Below are 15,506 nucleotides of genomic sequence, written 5' to 3' on the forward strand. Positions count from 1 at the left end.
TCAACGTGACCGATGGTGCCTACGTTTACGTGCGGTTTATTACGTTCAAATTTAGCCTTAGCCATGAATAGACCCTTCTTTATTTAATTGCGGCCTGCTTTGCAGGCCAAACTAAGTTATTAATATGCTTTACGCGCAGCGATAATTGCTTCTGTCACGTTGTTAGGAGCTTCAGCATACTTCAATGGTTCCATTGAGTATGAAGCGCGCCCCTGACTTAACGACCGCATGTTGGTTGCATAACCAAACATTTCAGACAGTGGCACATGCGCATCAACGATTTTGATACCACCAGGTGCATCTTCCATGCCGTTGATAATACCGCGGCGACGGTTTAAGTCACCAACAATATCACCCATGAAGTCTTCCGGTGTTACCACCTCAACTTTCATAATTGGCTCAAGGATAACCGGCTTGGCTTGCAGTGCACCCTTTTTGAAGCCCATTGAAGCAGCGATTTTAAACGCCATTTCGTTTGAGTCAACATCGTGGTACGAACCGTCAAACACTGTAACTTTAACGTCAATTACCGGGTAGCCAGCAAGAACGCCGTTTTTCATCTGTTCCTGAATACCTTTATCAATCGCTGGGATATACTCTTTTGGAATAACTCCACCGACAACGGCATTCACAAACTGATAACCGGCGCCTTCTTCCTGTGGCTCAATTTTTAGCCAACAGTGACCAAACTGACCACGCCCACCTGACTGACGCACAAACTTACCTTCAACTTCAGTAGCGCCACGCAGTGTTTCGCGGTAAGAAACCTGGGGTTTACCCACATTAGCTTCTACTTTGAACTCACGGCGCATACGGTCAACGATAATGTCCAGATGTAATTCACCCATACCAGAAATAATCGTCTGACCGGTTTCTTCGTCAGTATGTACACGGAAAGAAGGATCTTCAGCCGCCAGTTTACCCAGCGCAATACCCATCTTTTCCTGATCAGCTTTAGTTTTCGGCTCGACAGCAACAGATATTACCGGCTCCGGGAACTCCATACGTTCCAGAGTGATAATATGGTCTGGTGAGCACAAAGTATCACCTGTTGTTACGTCTTTAAAACCAATACCGGCAGCGATGTCGCCGGCACAAACTTCTTTGATCTCCTCGCGGGCATTAGCATGCATCTGTACGATACGGCCAATACGCTCTTTCTTTTGTTTCACCGGGTTATATACAGTGTCACCTGAACTGATGACGCCTGAATACACACGGAAGAAAGTCAAAGTGCCAACGAATGGATCGGTTGCAATTTTAAACGCCAAAGCAGAGAACGGCTCGTCATCACTGGAGTGACGCTCACCTTCTGTCTCGTCTTCATTGATACCGGTAATGGCTTTTACTTCAGTCGGTGATGGCAGGTAATAAATTACGTTATCCAACATCGCCTGAACGCCTTTATTCTTAAAGGCAGAACCACACATTACCAGCACAACTTCGTTACGAAGGGTTAAGTCACGCAGGGCCTGACGGATTTCGTCTTCAGAGAACTCGTCACCCTCTAGGTAACGTTCCATTAACTCTTCGCTTGCCTCGGCAGCCGCTTCGATCATGTTCTGACGCCACTGGTTACATTCATCAACCATATCGGCCGGAATGTCCTCATAAGTGAAGGTCATACCCTGATCTTCCATATTCCAGTTGATGGCCTTCATTTTGATAAGGTCGACTACGCCCTTGAAGTCATCTTCAGCGCCTATCGGCAGCTGAATTGGCACTATGGTGCTGTTTAATCGCGTTTGCGCTTGTTTTACCACGCGCAGGAAGTTGGCACCGGTACGGTCCATCTTGTTCACAAAGATCATCCGCGGAACTTCGTACTTGTTGGCCTGACGCCACACAGTCTCTGTTTGCGGTTGTACACCTGAAGAACCACAGAGCACAACAACAGCACCATCCAGTACGCGCAAAGAGCGCTCTACTTCGATAGTGAAGTCAACATGCCCAGGGGTATCAATCAGATTGATACGGTGCTGTTCAAATTGTTGCTGCATACCAGCCCAGAATGTCGTCGTCGCAGCTGACGTGATAGTAATACCACGCTCCTGCTCCTGCTCCATCCAGTCCATAGTTGCAGCACCGTCATGAACCTCACCGATCTTGTGAGAGCGGCCCGTGTAAAACAAAATACGTTCAGACGTAGTTGTTTTACCCGCATCGACGTGCGCACAAATACCAATGTTACGGTAGCGTTCTATTGGGGTTGTACGTGCCACAATAATATCCTCTTGTTAAGACGGGCTTACCAACGGAAATGGGCGAACGCTTTGTTAGCTTCGGCCATACGGTGCACGTCTTCACGTTTTTTCACTGCAGAACCTTTGTTGTCAACGGCGTCCAGCATTTCACCAGCCAAACGCTGAGCCATTGATTTTTCACCACGTTTACGGGCAGCTTCAACCAACCAGCGCATTGCCAGAGCATTACGACGTACCGGGCGAACTTCACATGGTACCTGATAGGTAGAACCACCTACGCGGCGTGATTTAACTTCGACCGTTGGACGAATGTTGTCCAGTGCTACTTCAAATATGTCTAAATGTTCTTTCTTAGACTTAGTAGCAGCTAACTCTAATGCGCCGTATACGATTGATTCGGCTGTAGATTTTTTACCGTCGACCATAACGACGTTTACAAACTTGGCAAGTAATTCACTTCCGAATTTAGGATCTGGAAGAATTTTACGTTGACCTATGACGCGTCTTCTTGGCATTCGTAACTCCGATTGCTTCAGGTGATTCCAAAACTTTTAATACAGTAAAGAAAAAAAGTTGTTTAGTTTGGCCTTACTAACGGAGTACCGTTATTTCTTAGGCCGTTTTGCGCCGTACTTAGAACGGGCTTGTTTACGATCTTTAACGCCGGCACAGTCTAAAGTGCCGCGTACGGTGTGGTAACGCACACCTGGCAGGTCTTTTACCCGGCCACCGCGAATAAGCACAACACTGTGCTCTTGCAGGTTATGGCCTTCACCACCAATGTAAGAAGAAACTTCGAATCCGTTAGTTAAACGAACACGGCATACCTTACGTAATGCTGAGTTTGGCTTCTTAGGTGTAGTGGTGTATACACGGGTACAAACACCACGCTTCTGCGGGCAAGCTTCAAGCGCCGGAACGGTGCTCTTGGCTACCTTCTGGCTGCGCGGCTTACGCACTAGCTGGTTGATTGTTGCCATTAAATACTCCTGGTTAATATATACCCAATAAACGTGAAAATTCCGCACCCCAAAATCAGGGTCGCGGAATTCTAATGGTCAAGCTTTGACCTGTCAAGGAACAAAGCCAATTGCTGCTAATTTAGCCAGCAATCAGCCCTATTTCCCTGCTTTTAGTCGTCGTTACCTGACAAATCCATATTCAGAGCGTCAGATAAAGCTTGCTCTGCCGTCTCTGCACTCATTGTCGGTTCAACAACTTCGCCACTGCCAGCACGTTGACGCAGGCGGGCACGGTTTTGATGATACGCAAAACCGGTACCTGCCGGGATCAAACGGCCAACAATAACGTTTTCTTTCAGACCACGCAGTTCGTCTATCTTACCGCCTACAGCGGCTTCAGTCAGAACGCGGGTAGTCTCCTGGAACGACGCTGCCGAAATAAACGAGTCAGTCGACAGTGACGCTTTGGTAATACCCAGTAAAGAACGCTCGTACTGCGCTGGCATTTTACCGGCCGCTTCCAATTCGCGGTTAGCGATATTGACGCGGGCCACTTCAGCCATTTCGCCTTCGAGGAACTCACTGTCACCCGGGTTGGTTATTAAGCACTTACGCAGCATCTGACGGATAATGGTCTCGATGTGCTTATCGTTGATCTTAACACCCTGCAGACGATAAACGTCCTGTACTTCGTTCACGATGTAACTGGCTACATGATGAACACCACGTAAACGCAGGATATCGTGTGCTGACTCCGGGCCTTCAGAGATAACTTCGCCTTTTTCAATGCGCTCACCTTCAAACACATTGACCTGACGCCATTTTTGGATCATCTCTTCATGCACATCACCCTGCTCCGGCGTGATTAACAAGCGGCGCTTACCTTTGGTTTCTTTACCGAAGCTGATCACACCGGAGATCTCGGCCAGAATAGCTGGATCTTTTGGTTTACGCGCTTCAAATAAGTCGGCAACGCGCGGCAGACCACCGGTGATGTCGCGGGTTTTTGAGCTTTCCTGTGGAATACGTGCCAATACTTCACCGGCTTTCACGCTGGCACCATCGGTTACTTCGATAGTGGTAAAGCTTGGTAAACGGATTTCCTGCAGCGCGCCGTCGTCCATGGTCAGAATAAGTTTTGGCTCTTTAGCATTCGCCTTGGCCAAATCTTTCACCACGGTACGGGTTAAACCGGTCAGTTCATCCTGTTGTACTTCAGTGTTGGTATCATCCACATCGCTGTGATTAACCTTGGCACCGCGCTCAACAATAATCGGGTGTGAATGCGGATCCCAGTTCGCCACAATTTGACCGGCAGTGATCTTGGCATTGTCGTCTGTCGTCAGGATTGAACCGTACGGCAGCTTATAACGCTCTTTCTCACGACCTAATTCGTCAAACACTGTCACTTCAGCAGAACGTGAGGTGATAACAATTTTGTTATCAGCATTACGTACAAACTTAGCATTTTGCAGTTTTAAGGTACCGGCAGTTTTAACCTGTACGCTGTTCTCTGCTGACGCCCGTGATGCCGCACCACCGATGTGGAAAGTACGCATCGTTAGCTGTGTACCTGGTTCGCCGATTGATTGTGCTGCGATAACACCGACAGCTTCACCGGCGTTGATCAGGTGACCACGCGCTAAATCACGGCCGTAACACTTGGCACACACACCAAAGTCTGTCTTACAGGTAATTACTGAACGTACGTGTACTTCGTCAATAGAGTTTTGCTCTAACAGATCACACAGTTGCTCGTCCAGCATAGTACCATCAGCAACCAACACTGCGCCTGTTGTTGGTGATACTACATCACCAATAACTACCCGGCCCAGCACGCGCTCACGCAGACCTTCTACCACGTCACCACCTTCAATCAGTGGTTTCATGATAATGCCCTGATCAGAACCACAGTCCTGTTCAGTAACAACTAAGTCTTGTGCTACGTCTACCAGACGACGGGTCAGGTAACCGGAGTTCGCTGTTTTCAGTGCGGTATCGGCCAGACCTTTACGGGCACCGTGGGTAGAGATGAAGTACTGTAATACACTTAAGCCTTCACGGAAGTTCGCCGTAATCGGCGTTTCAATGATAGAGCCATCCGGTTTTGCCATCAGACCACGCATTGCTGCCAGCTGACGGATCTGCGCCGGTGAACCCCGGGCGCCGGAGTCGGCCATCATGTATACCGAGTTAAATGACTGCTGCTGTACAGTATTACCGTCGCGGTCAACCACGTCTTCTTTAGACAGGTTGTCCATCATCGCCTTGGACAACACTTCATTGGCGGTTGACCAGATATCGATAACTTTGTTGTACTTTTCACCGGCCGTAACCAGACCTTGTTGGAACTGGTCCTGAATCTCTGCAACTTCGGCTTCTGCCGCGTCGATAATTTCAGTTTTCGCTGCCGGAATAACCATATCGTTAATACCTACCGATACGCCTGATAACATGGCGTAGTGGAAACCGGTATACATGATTTGGTCAGCCAGAATAACGGTCTTTTTCAGGCCGATACGACGGTAAGCACCATTTAATAAACGTGAAATCTGCTTTTTACCCATAGCCTGGTTGATTGAATCAAAGGCCAGGCCTTCCGGCAGGATAGAATACAGAATAGCGCGGCCAACAGTAGTATCACGCACTGCTGTGGTTTCGGTACGGCTGCCATCTTCGCCGAATTCCACTTCGGTGATCCGCACTTTTACTTTGGCATGCAGGCTGGCACAGTCAGCACGGAAAGCCTTTTCAGCTTCTTTCGCACTTTTGAATAACATGCCTTCGCCTTTGGCATTGATAGCCTCTCGCGTCATGTAATACAAGCCTAATACAACGTCCTGTGAAGGTACGATGATTGGCTCGCCGTTAGCTGGCGACAGTACGTTGTTAGTTGACATCATCAACGCACGGGCTTCTAACTGTGCTTCCAGTGTTAACGGTACGTGTACCGCCATTTGGTCACCGTCGAAGTCGGCGTTATAAGCCGCACACACCAGCGGGTGTAACTGAATAGCTTTACCTTCGATCAGTACCGGTTCAAACGCCTGAATACCTAAACGGTGCAGTGTTGGTGCACGGTTTAACAGTACCGGGTGCTCGCGGATCACTTCGTCCAGCACGTCCCATACTGCGCCTTCTTCGCGCTCAACCATCTTTTTAGCCGCTTTAATAGTCGTGGCTAAACCGCGGGCTTCTAACTTACCGTAGATAAAGGGCTTGAACAATTCCAACGCCATTTTCTTCGGCAGACCGCACTGGTGTAAACGCAGCGTAGGACCTACGGTGATAACCGAACGGCCTGAGTAGTCAACGCGCTTACCTAGCAGGTTCTGACGGAAACGACCTTGTTTACCTTTGATCATATCGGCCAAAGATTTCAGTGGGCGCTTGTTAGAACCGGTAATAGCACGACCACGGCGGCCGTTGTCCAGTAACGCATCTACCGCTTCCTGCAGCATACGCTTTTCGTTGCGTACGATAATGTCAGGCGCAGATAAATCTAACAGACGCTTCAGACGGTTATTACGGTTAATAACGCGACGGTACAAATCATTCAGATCTGAGGTGGCAAAACGGCCGCCGTCCAGTGGCACCAATGGACGTAAATCCGGTGGTAATACTGGCAGCACTGTCATAATCATCCACTCTGGTTTGTTGCCAGAAGTGTGGAAAGCTTCCATCAGTTTCAGACGCTTGCTGATTTTTTTGCGCTTGGTTTCAGAGTTGATAGTTGGCAGCTCTTCACGCATTTGCTTGATTTCTGTTGCCAGATCAATGCCTTTTAAGATGTCCAGAATGGCTTCAGCACCCATCTTGGCTTCAAACTCGTCGCCATGCTCTTCCAGCACGTCTAAGTATTCTTCTTCAGTCAGCATCTGACGGCGTTCTAACGACGTCATACCCGGCTCAGTTACCACATAGCTTTCGAAATACAGCACGCGCTCAATATCACGTAATGTCATATCCAGCAGCAAACCGATACGGCTCGGCAGTGATTTTAAGAACCAAATGTGGGCTGTCGGGCTGGCCAGTTCAATATGGCCCATGCGCTCGCGACGTACTTTAGTCAGGGTTACTTCAACGCCACACTTTTCACAGATCACACCGCGGTGCTTTAAACGTTTGTACTTACCGCACAAGCACTCGTAATCTTTTACCGGGCCAAAAATACGGGCGCAGAATAAACCATCACGCTCGGGTTTAAAGGTACGGTAGTTGATCGTTTCTGGCTTTTTCACTTCACCAAAGGACCATGAACGAATCATGTCCGGCGAAGATAAACCGATACGGATAACATCAAACTCTTCGGTTTTAGTTTGTTGTTTCAGAAACTTTAATAAGTCTTTCACCTTAGCTCTCCTGTAAGAGGTAAACCGGAATGGGGCAGTTGCCTGCCCCCCAACTCAAGGTCGGTTTATTCCTCTTCCAATTCGATGTTAATACCGAGCGAACGGATCTCTTTCATCAATACGTTGAAAGATTCTGGCATGCCAGGTTCCATTCTGTGGTCACCGTCAACGATGTTTTTATACATCTTGGTACGGCCGTTAACGTCGTCCGACTTAACGGTAAGCATTTCCTGCAGCGTGTATGCTGCGCCGTATGCTTCCAGTGCCCACACTTCCATCTCACCGAAACGCTGACCACCGAACTGAGCTTTACCACCCAGCGGCTGTTGCGTTACTAAGCTGTAAGAACCGGTAGAACGCGCGTGCATCTTATCGTCTACCAGGTGGTTCAGTTTCAGCATGTACATGTAACCTACGGTTACCTTACGTTCGAAGGTATTGCCGGTACGGCCATCATACAATGTGATCTGACCGCTTGACGGTAAGTCACCCAGTTCAAGCAACTGCTTGATTTCGCTTTCTTTCGCGCCATCAAATACCGGTGTCGCAACAGGCAAGCCTTTACGCAGGTTTTCGGCTAAACGACGTACTTCGTCATCAGTAAAGCTGGCAACATCTACGTCCTGGCGTGATTCACCCAGTGCATACACTTTGGTCAGGAAGTCACGGATTTCTGCCGTTTCTTTCTGGTCTTTAATCATCGCATCGATCTTATCGCCGATACCACGGGCCGCTAAGCCTAAGTGTGTTTCCAGGATCTGACCGATGTTCATCCGCGATGGTACGCCCAGCGGGTTCAGTACGATATCAACCGGCTTACCATGCTCGTCATATGGCATATCTTCTACCGGCACGATAGTTGAGATAACACCCTTGTTACCGTGACGACCCGCCATCTTATCGCCTGGCTGGATACGGCGTTTTACCGCCAGATACACTTTAACGATCTTCAGTACGCCCGGTGCTAAATCATCACCCTGGATGATCTTACGACGCTTGGCTTCAAACTTTTTGTCGTACTCAACACGAATTTCTTCGTACTGGGTAGCTAACTGTTCCAGATCGTTTTGTTTATCTTCGTCGCTTAAGCTTTGATTAAACAGCGCATCGCCTTTCATCGCGTCCAGCTTGGCACGGTCAACACCGCTTTGTTCCAGCAGGTTACGGGCACGGTCAAAAATACCGGCTTCGAGGATACGGAATTCTTCATTCAGGTCTTTCTTCGCCTGTTTGACTTCCATTTCCTCGATTTCACGCGCACGCTTGTCTTTCTCTACGCCATCACGGGTAAATACCTGTACATCAATAACAGTACCTGTTACCGAGTTTGGTACCCGCAGTGATGAGTCTTTTACATCAGACGCCTTCTCACCGAAGATAGCACGTAACAGTTTTTCTTCCGGCGTTAACTGGCTTTCACCTTTAGGTGTCACCTTACCCACCAGAATGTCACCGCCTTTCACTTCAGCACCGATATAAACGATACCAGCTTCGTCCAGCTTAGACAGCGCAGACTCACCTACGTTAGGGATATCGCCGGTGATCTCTTCAGGTCCAAGTTTAGTATCGCGGGCGATACAGCTTAATTCCTGAATATGAATAGTGGTTAAGCGATCTTCCTGCACCAGGCGCTCAGATAACAAAATCGAGTCTTCGAAGTTGTAACCGTTCCACGGCATAAAGGCTACGCGTAAATTCTGACCTAACGCCAGTTCACCTAAGTCGGTAGACGGGCCGTCAGCCAGTACATCACCACGCTCGATTGGCTCGCCATGGTTTACGCAAGGGCGCTGGTTAATACAGGTGTTCTGGTTAGAACGGGTGTATTTAGTCAGGTTGTAGATGTCGATACCGGCTTCACCGGCTACCATTTCATCTTCATTTACCTTGATTACGATACGGCTGGCATCAACATAATCGATTACGCCGCCACGTTTGGCAACCACAGTAACACCTGAATCTTTCGCTACCACACGCTCAATACCGGTGCCGACCAGCGGCTTGTCAGCACGTAGTGTTGGTACCGCCTGACGTTGCATGTTCGAGCCCATCAGTGCGCGGTTAGCATCATCGTGTTCCAGGAACGGAATTAACGCCGCAGCAACCGATACGATTTGCTGTGGTGCTACGTCCATATACTGTACTTTGTCAGCCGGCATCAGGGTGAATTCGTTCTTGTAACGACAAGGTACCAATTCTTCTGACAGGCGGTTTTCAGCAGTCAGTTCAGCGTTCGCCTGAGCGATAACAAAGTTGCCTTCCTCAATGGCTGACAGGAAATCGACTTCGTCAGTTACCACGCCATTTTCCAGGCGACGGTATGGTGTTTCAAGGAAGCCATACTCGTTAGTCTGGGCAAACATCGACAGTGAGTTAATCAGACCGATGTTCGGACCTTCAGGCGTTTCGATTGGACATACACGACCATAGTGCGTCGGATGTACGTCACGTACTTCGAAGCCGGCACGCTCACGCGTTAAACCGCCCGGGCCTAAAGCAGAAATACGACGCTTGTGCGTCACTTCTGACAGCGGGTTGTTCTGATCCATAAACTGTGACAGCTGGCTTGAGCCAAAGAACTCTTTTACAGCGGCAGAGATTGGCTTGGCGTTGATCAGATCCTGTGGCATAACAGCATCTAAGTCACCCAGTGACAGACGCTCTTTCACCGCACGCTCAACACGTACCAGACCAACACGGAATTGGTTTTCCGCCATTTCGCCAACTGAACGGATACGACGGTTACCCAAGTGGTCGATATCGTCCACTTCGCCTTTACCGTTACGGATGTCGATTAATACTTTCATGACCGCCAGAATGTCTTCTTTGCTCAGTACGCCGGTACCGACGCCCTCTTCAAAGTTAACACGGCGGTTAAACTTCATCCGGCCAACCGTGGATAAATCATAACGGTCTTCCGAGAAGAACAGGTTTTCAAACAAGGTTTCAGCCGCATCACGCGTCGGCGGTTCACCCGGGCGCATCATACGATAAATTTCTACCAGCGCTTCCATCCGGTTGCTGCTTGGATCAATACGAATAGTCTCAGAAACATAAGGGCCCTGATCCAGGTCGTTAATATACAGAGTTTCAAAACTCTCATAACCGGCTTTAGCCAGTTTTGCTAACAGCTCCAGCGTGAGCTCTGCGTTCGCCTCGGCAATAATCTCTCCGGTTGAACGGTCAGCGTAATTTTTTGCCAGCACACGGCCTACCACATATTCGTGTGGTACTTCCATCATGGTCATGCCGGTTTTTTCCAGCTGACGCACGTGGCGTGCAGTAATACGACGGCCTTGTTCTACTATGACTTCGCCATCGTTGTCTTTGATATCAAAACCGGCGGTTTCACCGCGTAAGCGGTTGGCCACTACAGCCATCATTAACTTGCCGTCTTTAATTTCAAACTGAGTGCTTTCAAAGAAAGTGCTCAGGATATCTTCAGTGCTAAATTCCAGTGCGCGCAGCAGAATAGTGGCCGGTAATTTACGGCGACGGTCAATCCGCACAAACAGGTTATCTTTAGCATCGAATTCGAAATCTAACCAGGAACCACGGTAAGGAATAACACGAGCATTATACAGTACCTTGCCTGATGAGTGGGTTTTACCACGATCGTGATCAAAGAACACACCCGGGCTGCGGTGTAGCTGAGATACGATAACGCGCTCAGTACCGTTAATAACAAAGGTACCGTTTTCTGTCATTAACGGGATTTCGCCCATGTAGACTTCTTGTTCACGGATATCTTTGATTGTGCCTGGTGCTTCTTTATCGAATAACACCATGCGCAGTTTTACACGTAATGGTGCTGAGTAAGTAACACCACGGATTTGACATTCTTTTACGTCAAATACGGGTTCCCCGATGCGGTAGCTGACGTACTGCAATTCCGCACTGCCTGAATAGCTTTTTATAGGGAATACAGAGCGGAATGCGGCTTCTAAACCGTAATCTCCTTCCGGATCAGGCTCGATAAATTTGCTGAACGACTCGATTTGAATCGACAACAGGTATGGCACATCCAATACTTCCGGACGTTTGCCGAAGTCCTTACGGATACGTTTCTTCTCAGAATAAGAGTAAGTCATGGGGTTCCTCAGCTTGCTGATTTTTTTCCCAACAACCCGCGACAGGTTGCTTTGATACCAGCCATAGTATCAACAGGGGTGGGGAAATCATTGTCCCACAGCGCAAAAAGGCCGGTGATTAATTCATCACCAGCCCGGCCTGAATTTCAGGCGAATAATCCGGTATAAGCCGGATTATTTAACTTCAACAGATGCACCAGCTTCTTCAAGTTCTTTCTTCAGAGCTTCTGCTTCTGCTTTTGAAACGCCTTCTTTGATTGGAGCTGGAGCGCTCTCAACCAGGTCTTTCGCTTCTTTCAGACCTAAACCGGTCGCGCCACGTACTGCTTTGATAACAGCAACTTTGTTAGCACCAACACCAGCCAGAATTACGTTGAATTCAGTTTGTTCTTCAACAGCAGCAGCAGGACCTGCAGCAACTGCTACAGCAGCAGCTGCAGACACACCGAACTTTTCTTCCATTGCAGTTACTAACTCAACTACATCCATTACAGACATTGCTGCGATAGCATCTAAGATTTGATCTTTAGTCACTGACATTGCTCAGATTCCTAAATTAGGGGCCTTGGCCCAAATTAAACTCTGTATCAAACCAAGCGTAAAATTACGCGGCTTGCTCTTGTTTTTGGTCGCGAACCGCGGCAATTGTACGTACAAGTTTGCCGGCTGCTGCCTCTTTCATAGTGCTCATTAAACGTGCAATAGCTTCGTCGTAAGTTGGTAACGATGCTAACACTTCAATGTTTACCGTGGCGCCATTAAACGCTGCACCTTTCAGCTCGAAGTCTTTATTCTCTTTGGCGAAATCTTTGAAGATACGCGCTGCAGCACCTGGGTGCTCTTTAGAGAACGCAATTAACGTCGGGCCTACGAATACATCGTTCAGACACTCAAACTCGGTGCCTTCTACTGCACGGCGAACCAGCGTATTACGGACAACTTTCATCCATACACCAGCTTCACGCGCCTGCTTACGCAGCGCAGTGATTTTGCCTACAGTGACACCACGAGCGTCTGCGACTACCGCAGATAGAGCACCTTTGGCAGCTTCCTGGACTTCAGCAACAAGTGCTTTTTTGTCTTCAAGCTTAATAGCCATTGGCTTTTAACTCCTGGTTCATCCGGGCATTATTGCCCGTTTGCCTACACATCGCCTTATGTTGCCATAAAGCGCGCGATTTACGGTGAGACCAGAAAGAATCAATTCTTCTGGGGCCTGCACCGTCTGCGTAGGTTTTGCATTTTAAGTCATTCATTTCAAAAGAAAATCACGACACCTACGGTCTTGGACGGAAGCCGTTATTTCCGAAGAAATACGGCTCCTACCCTAAAAATGAGCGCGCGATTATAAAATAATCACGCTGCCCTGTAAAGCACTACACCTTAAACCGTTGCGCTCAGTGAGGCCTGGCTCAGAGTTAAACCTGCACCATGGGTAGAAGAAATAGTGACTTTCTTAATGAAAACACCTTTTGCCACTGAAGGCTTGGCGCGCTTTAACGCAACCAGTAAGGCTTCCAGGTTCTCTTTTAACTTATCAGCATCAAAATCGATTTTGCCGATAGTAGAATGGATAATACCATTCTTGTCGTTACGGTAACGAACCTGACCTGCCTTCGCGTTCTTAACTGCTTCTGCTACGTTAGGTGTAACAGTACCAGTTTTCGGGTTAGGCATTAAACCACGAGGGCCTAAGATCTGACCTAACATACCAACAACGCGCATAGCGTCTGGTGATGCGATCACTACGTCGAAGTTCATCTCGCCTTTCTTAACCTGTTCAGCTAAGTCTTCCATACCAACGATGTCAGCACCGGCAGCTTTAGCAGCTTCTGCGTTAGCGCCCTGAGTAAACACGGCAACGCGAACAGTACGGCCAGTACCGTGAGGCAGTACAGTAGCACCACGCACGTTCTGGTCAGATTTACGGGCATCAATACCCAGATTTACAGCAACATCAACGCTTTCCAGAAATTTGCCAGCTGTTAATTCTTTTAACAGAGCAACGGCTTCGTTGATATCGTATTCGCGGGTTGAATCCACTTTAGAACGGATTAACTTAGCGCGTTTAGTTAATTTAGCCATCTGTTAGCCCTCCACCACTAAACCCATTGAACGGGCAGTACCTTCAATGGTACGCACCGCAGCAGCATGATCTGCAGCAGTTAAATCCGGCTGCTTGATCTTCACAATCTCATCAACCTGAGCTGCTGTGATTTTACCTACTTTCTGGGTGTTAGGACGACCTGAACCACCTTTTAAACCAGCGGCTTTCAGTAACAGGAAAGATGCTGGAGGAGTACGGGTTTCGAACGTGAAAGAACGATCGCTGTATACAGTAATTACTACCGGAATTGGCATACCTTTCTCAAGGCTTTCTGTACGGGCGTTAAAGCCTTTACAGAACTCCATGATATTTACACCATGTTGACCCAGCGCCGGACCTACCGGTGGCGACGGGTTAGCCATACCGGCTTTAACCTGCAGTTTAATAAGTGCAGTGACTTTCTTTGCCATGTTTCACCTCTGTTTCTGGGTCGTAGCCTTGTAAATGCGAGGACACTTACTCAAACGGCTTCCCAATGTTAAAAAGGGCGCAGATTATATTTTAATCAGCGCCCGGTTACAATCGTTATCTTAAGCTTTTTCGACCTGAGCAAATTCCAAATCTACCGGAGTAGAACGGCCGAAGATCAATACCGATACTTTTACGCGGCTCTTTTCGTAATCTACTTCTTCAACCACACCATTGAAATCGGCAAACGGGCCTTCGGTAACACGTACCACTTCACCGGCTTCAAACAATGTTTTCGGCTTCGGCTTATCAATATTATCCTGTAAACGGTTCAGGATGGTCATGGCTTCTTTTTCAGAAATAGGTGCAGGGCGATCTGAAGTACCACCAATAAAACCTAATACCCGCGGCACGCTTTTAACTAAGTGCCAGGCCTCTTCGCACATTTCCATCTGCACCAGCACATAGCCAGGAAAGAACTTGCGCTCAGACTTACGCTTCTGCCCGGCCCGCATTTCTATTACTTCTTCGGTAGGTACCAGCACTTCACCAAATTTATCTTCCATCTGGTGAATTTTGATATGTTCACGCAAAGAGGTTGCAACCCGTTGCTCGAAGCCTGAAAAAGCCTGCACTACATACCAACGCATTTTTCCAGCCATGGCTTAGATCCCCAATCCTGTTAAAAAAGACACAACGCGCAATAAAATGGCGTCTAACCCCCACAGGATTAACCCCATGATTACCGTAGCAACTAACACCACAAGTGTAGTTTGCATGGTTTCCTGCCGGGTAGGCCAAACTACTTTACGTACCTCGGTACGTGCTTCTTTAGCGAAGTTTATAAAGGTTTTGCCTTTTTGCGTCTGTCCTGCCACTACGCCAGCAATAATTACTAACACTACAATAGTAATTGCACGCTCTAATGCAGATAGCTCATATATGTAGTTACCTACTACTGCCAGTGACAAAATAACAAAGACCAGCAACCACTTGACTACATCAAATCCGCTTTTTGGGGTTTCACTTGCTGCGTTCATGCTTTGACTCACTTCACCTTGACTTGCTTATAGCAACACACTACCGGCAGAGCTTACACTATGCCGAAAAATATTGGCAGGGGCAGAGGGATTCGAACCCCCAACCATCGGTTTTGGAGACCGCTGTTCTACCAATTGGAACTATGCCCCTACAAGGTTGTAAACCAGACATATCGCCGGGTTTTCAAATAGCCGCTCATTATACTGTCTTAGTAAGCTAAAACAAGCTTAGTGTCTCTTATTGCGTTATTTTTAAATGCGCGGTGCCATAAAAAAAGCCCCTTACGGGGCCTTTTCACATCTTAGCTATTACGCCAGGATTTTTGATACTACGCCTGCACC

11 protein-coding genes and 1 tRNA gene are annotated in these 15,506 nt (G+C 48.1%); all 12 read right to left on the bottom strand.

The window, feature by feature from the left end; all coding sequences use genetic code 11:
- Positions 1 to 119: 119 nt before the first annotated feature.
- Positions 120 to 2,222, bottom strand: coding sequence for an elongation factor G (gene fusA / locus J3B89_RS20510; RefSeq protein WP_215399488.1), 2,103 nt, complete (start codon positions 2,220 to 2,222; stop codon positions 120 to 122).
- A gap of 26 nt (positions 2,223 to 2,248) precedes the next feature.
- Positions 2,249 to 2,719 (bottom strand): 30S ribosomal protein S7, encoded by a 471-nt coding sequence (gene rpsG / locus J3B89_RS20515; RefSeq protein ID WP_027672433.1) that lies wholly within the window; start codon positions 2,717 to 2,719, stop codon positions 2,249 to 2,251.
- 90 nt (positions 2,720 to 2,809) lie between these two features.
- Entirely contained in the window at positions 2,810 to 3,184 is a 375-nt protein-coding gene (gene rpsL / locus J3B89_RS20520) for a 30S ribosomal protein S12 (RefSeq protein WP_019677787.1), read from the bottom strand.
- 152 nt (positions 3,185 to 3,336) lie between these two features.
- Entirely contained in the window at positions 3,337 to 7,518 is a 4,182-nt protein-coding gene (gene rpoC, locus J3B89_RS20525; RefSeq protein WP_215399489.1) for a DNA-directed RNA polymerase subunit beta', read from the bottom strand.
- Between the two features lie 65 nt (positions 7,519 to 7,583).
- Positions 7,584 to 11,609 carry a DNA-directed RNA polymerase subunit beta gene (gene rpoB, locus J3B89_RS20530; RefSeq protein WP_215399490.1) on the bottom strand — a complete coding sequence of 1,342 codons (4,026 nt, stop codon included), beginning with the start codon at positions 11,607 to 11,609 and terminating at the stop codon, positions 7,584 to 7,586.
- A 174-nt stretch (positions 11,610 to 11,783) separates the two neighbouring features.
- Entirely contained in the window at positions 11,784 to 12,149 is a 366-nt protein-coding gene (gene rplL / locus J3B89_RS20535) for a 50S ribosomal protein L7/L12 (RefSeq protein WP_215399491.1), read from the bottom strand.
- Between the two features lie 64 nt (positions 12,150 to 12,213).
- Positions 12,214 to 12,708, bottom strand: a complete 495-nt coding sequence (gene rplJ, locus J3B89_RS20540) for a 50S ribosomal protein L10 (RefSeq protein ID WP_068231322.1) — start codon at positions 12,706 to 12,708, stop codon at positions 12,214 to 12,216.
- Between the two features lie 284 nt (positions 12,709 to 12,992).
- Entirely contained in the window at positions 12,993 to 13,694 is a 702-nt protein-coding gene (gene rplA, locus J3B89_RS20545) for a 50S ribosomal protein L1 (protein WP_215399492.1), read from the bottom strand.
- Positions 13,695 to 13,697: 3 nt separating this feature from the next.
- The gene (rplK, locus tag J3B89_RS20550) at positions 13,698 to 14,126 is read right to left on the bottom strand and encodes a 50S ribosomal protein L11 (RefSeq protein ID WP_027672427.1); all 429 of its coding nucleotides are present in this window, start codon (positions 14,124 to 14,126) and stop codon (positions 13,698 to 13,700) included.
- A 120-nt stretch (positions 14,127 to 14,246) separates the two neighbouring features.
- A complete protein-coding gene (gene nusG / locus J3B89_RS20555) occupies positions 14,247 to 14,774 on the bottom strand; it encodes a transcription termination/antitermination protein NusG (RefSeq protein ID WP_405047799.1) in 528 nt (175 codons plus the stop codon).
- Between the two features lie 15 nt (positions 14,775 to 14,789).
- The gene (secE, locus tag J3B89_RS20560) at positions 14,790 to 15,164 is read right to left on the bottom strand and encodes a preprotein translocase subunit SecE (RefSeq protein ID WP_215399494.1); all 375 of its coding nucleotides are present in this window, start codon (positions 15,162 to 15,164) and stop codon (positions 14,790 to 14,792) included.
- Between the two features lie 74 nt (positions 15,165 to 15,238).
- Positions 15,239 to 15,315 (bottom strand) — tRNA-Trp (locus J3B89_RS20565).
- Positions 15,316 to 15,506: the final 191 nt, after the last annotated feature.

This window comes from Rheinheimera oceanensis, from assembly GCF_018831085.1.
GTDB lineage: Bacteria > Pseudomonadota > Gammaproteobacteria > Enterobacterales > Alteromonadaceae > Alishewanella > Alishewanella oceanensis.

Coding starts and splice junctions, on each gene's coding strand:
- secE (WP_215399494.1), bottom strand. CDS start 15,164: ATGAACGCAGCAAGTGAAACCCCAAAAAGCGGATTTGATGTAGTCAAG.
- rplA (WP_215399492.1), bottom strand. CDS start 13,694: ATGGCTAAATTAACTAAACGCGCTAAGTTAATCCGTTCTAAAGTGGAT.
- rplJ (WP_068231322.1), bottom strand. CDS start 12,708: ATGGCTATTAAGCTTGAAGACAAAAAAGCACTTGTTGCTGAAGTCCAG.
- rpsL (WP_019677787.1), bottom strand. CDS start 3,184: ATGGCAACAATCAACCAGCTAGTGCGTAAGCCGCGCAGCCAGAAGGTA.
- nusG (WP_405047799.1), bottom strand. CDS start 14,774: ATGCGTTGGTATGTAGTGCAGGCTTTTTCAGGCTTCGAGCAACGGGTT.
- rpoB (WP_215399490.1), bottom strand. CDS start 11,609: ATGACTTACTCTTATTCTGAGAAGAAACGTATCCGTAAGGACTTCGGC.
- rplL (WP_215399491.1), bottom strand. CDS start 12,149: ATGTCAGTGACTAAAGATCAAATCTTAGATGCTATCGCAGCAATGTCT.
- rplK (WP_027672427.1), bottom strand. CDS start 14,126: ATGGCAAAGAAAGTCACTGCACTTATTAAACTGCAGGTTAAAGCCGGT.
- rpsG (WP_027672433.1), bottom strand. CDS start 2,719: ATGCCAAGAAGACGCGTCATAGGTCAACGTAAAATTCTTCCAGATCCT.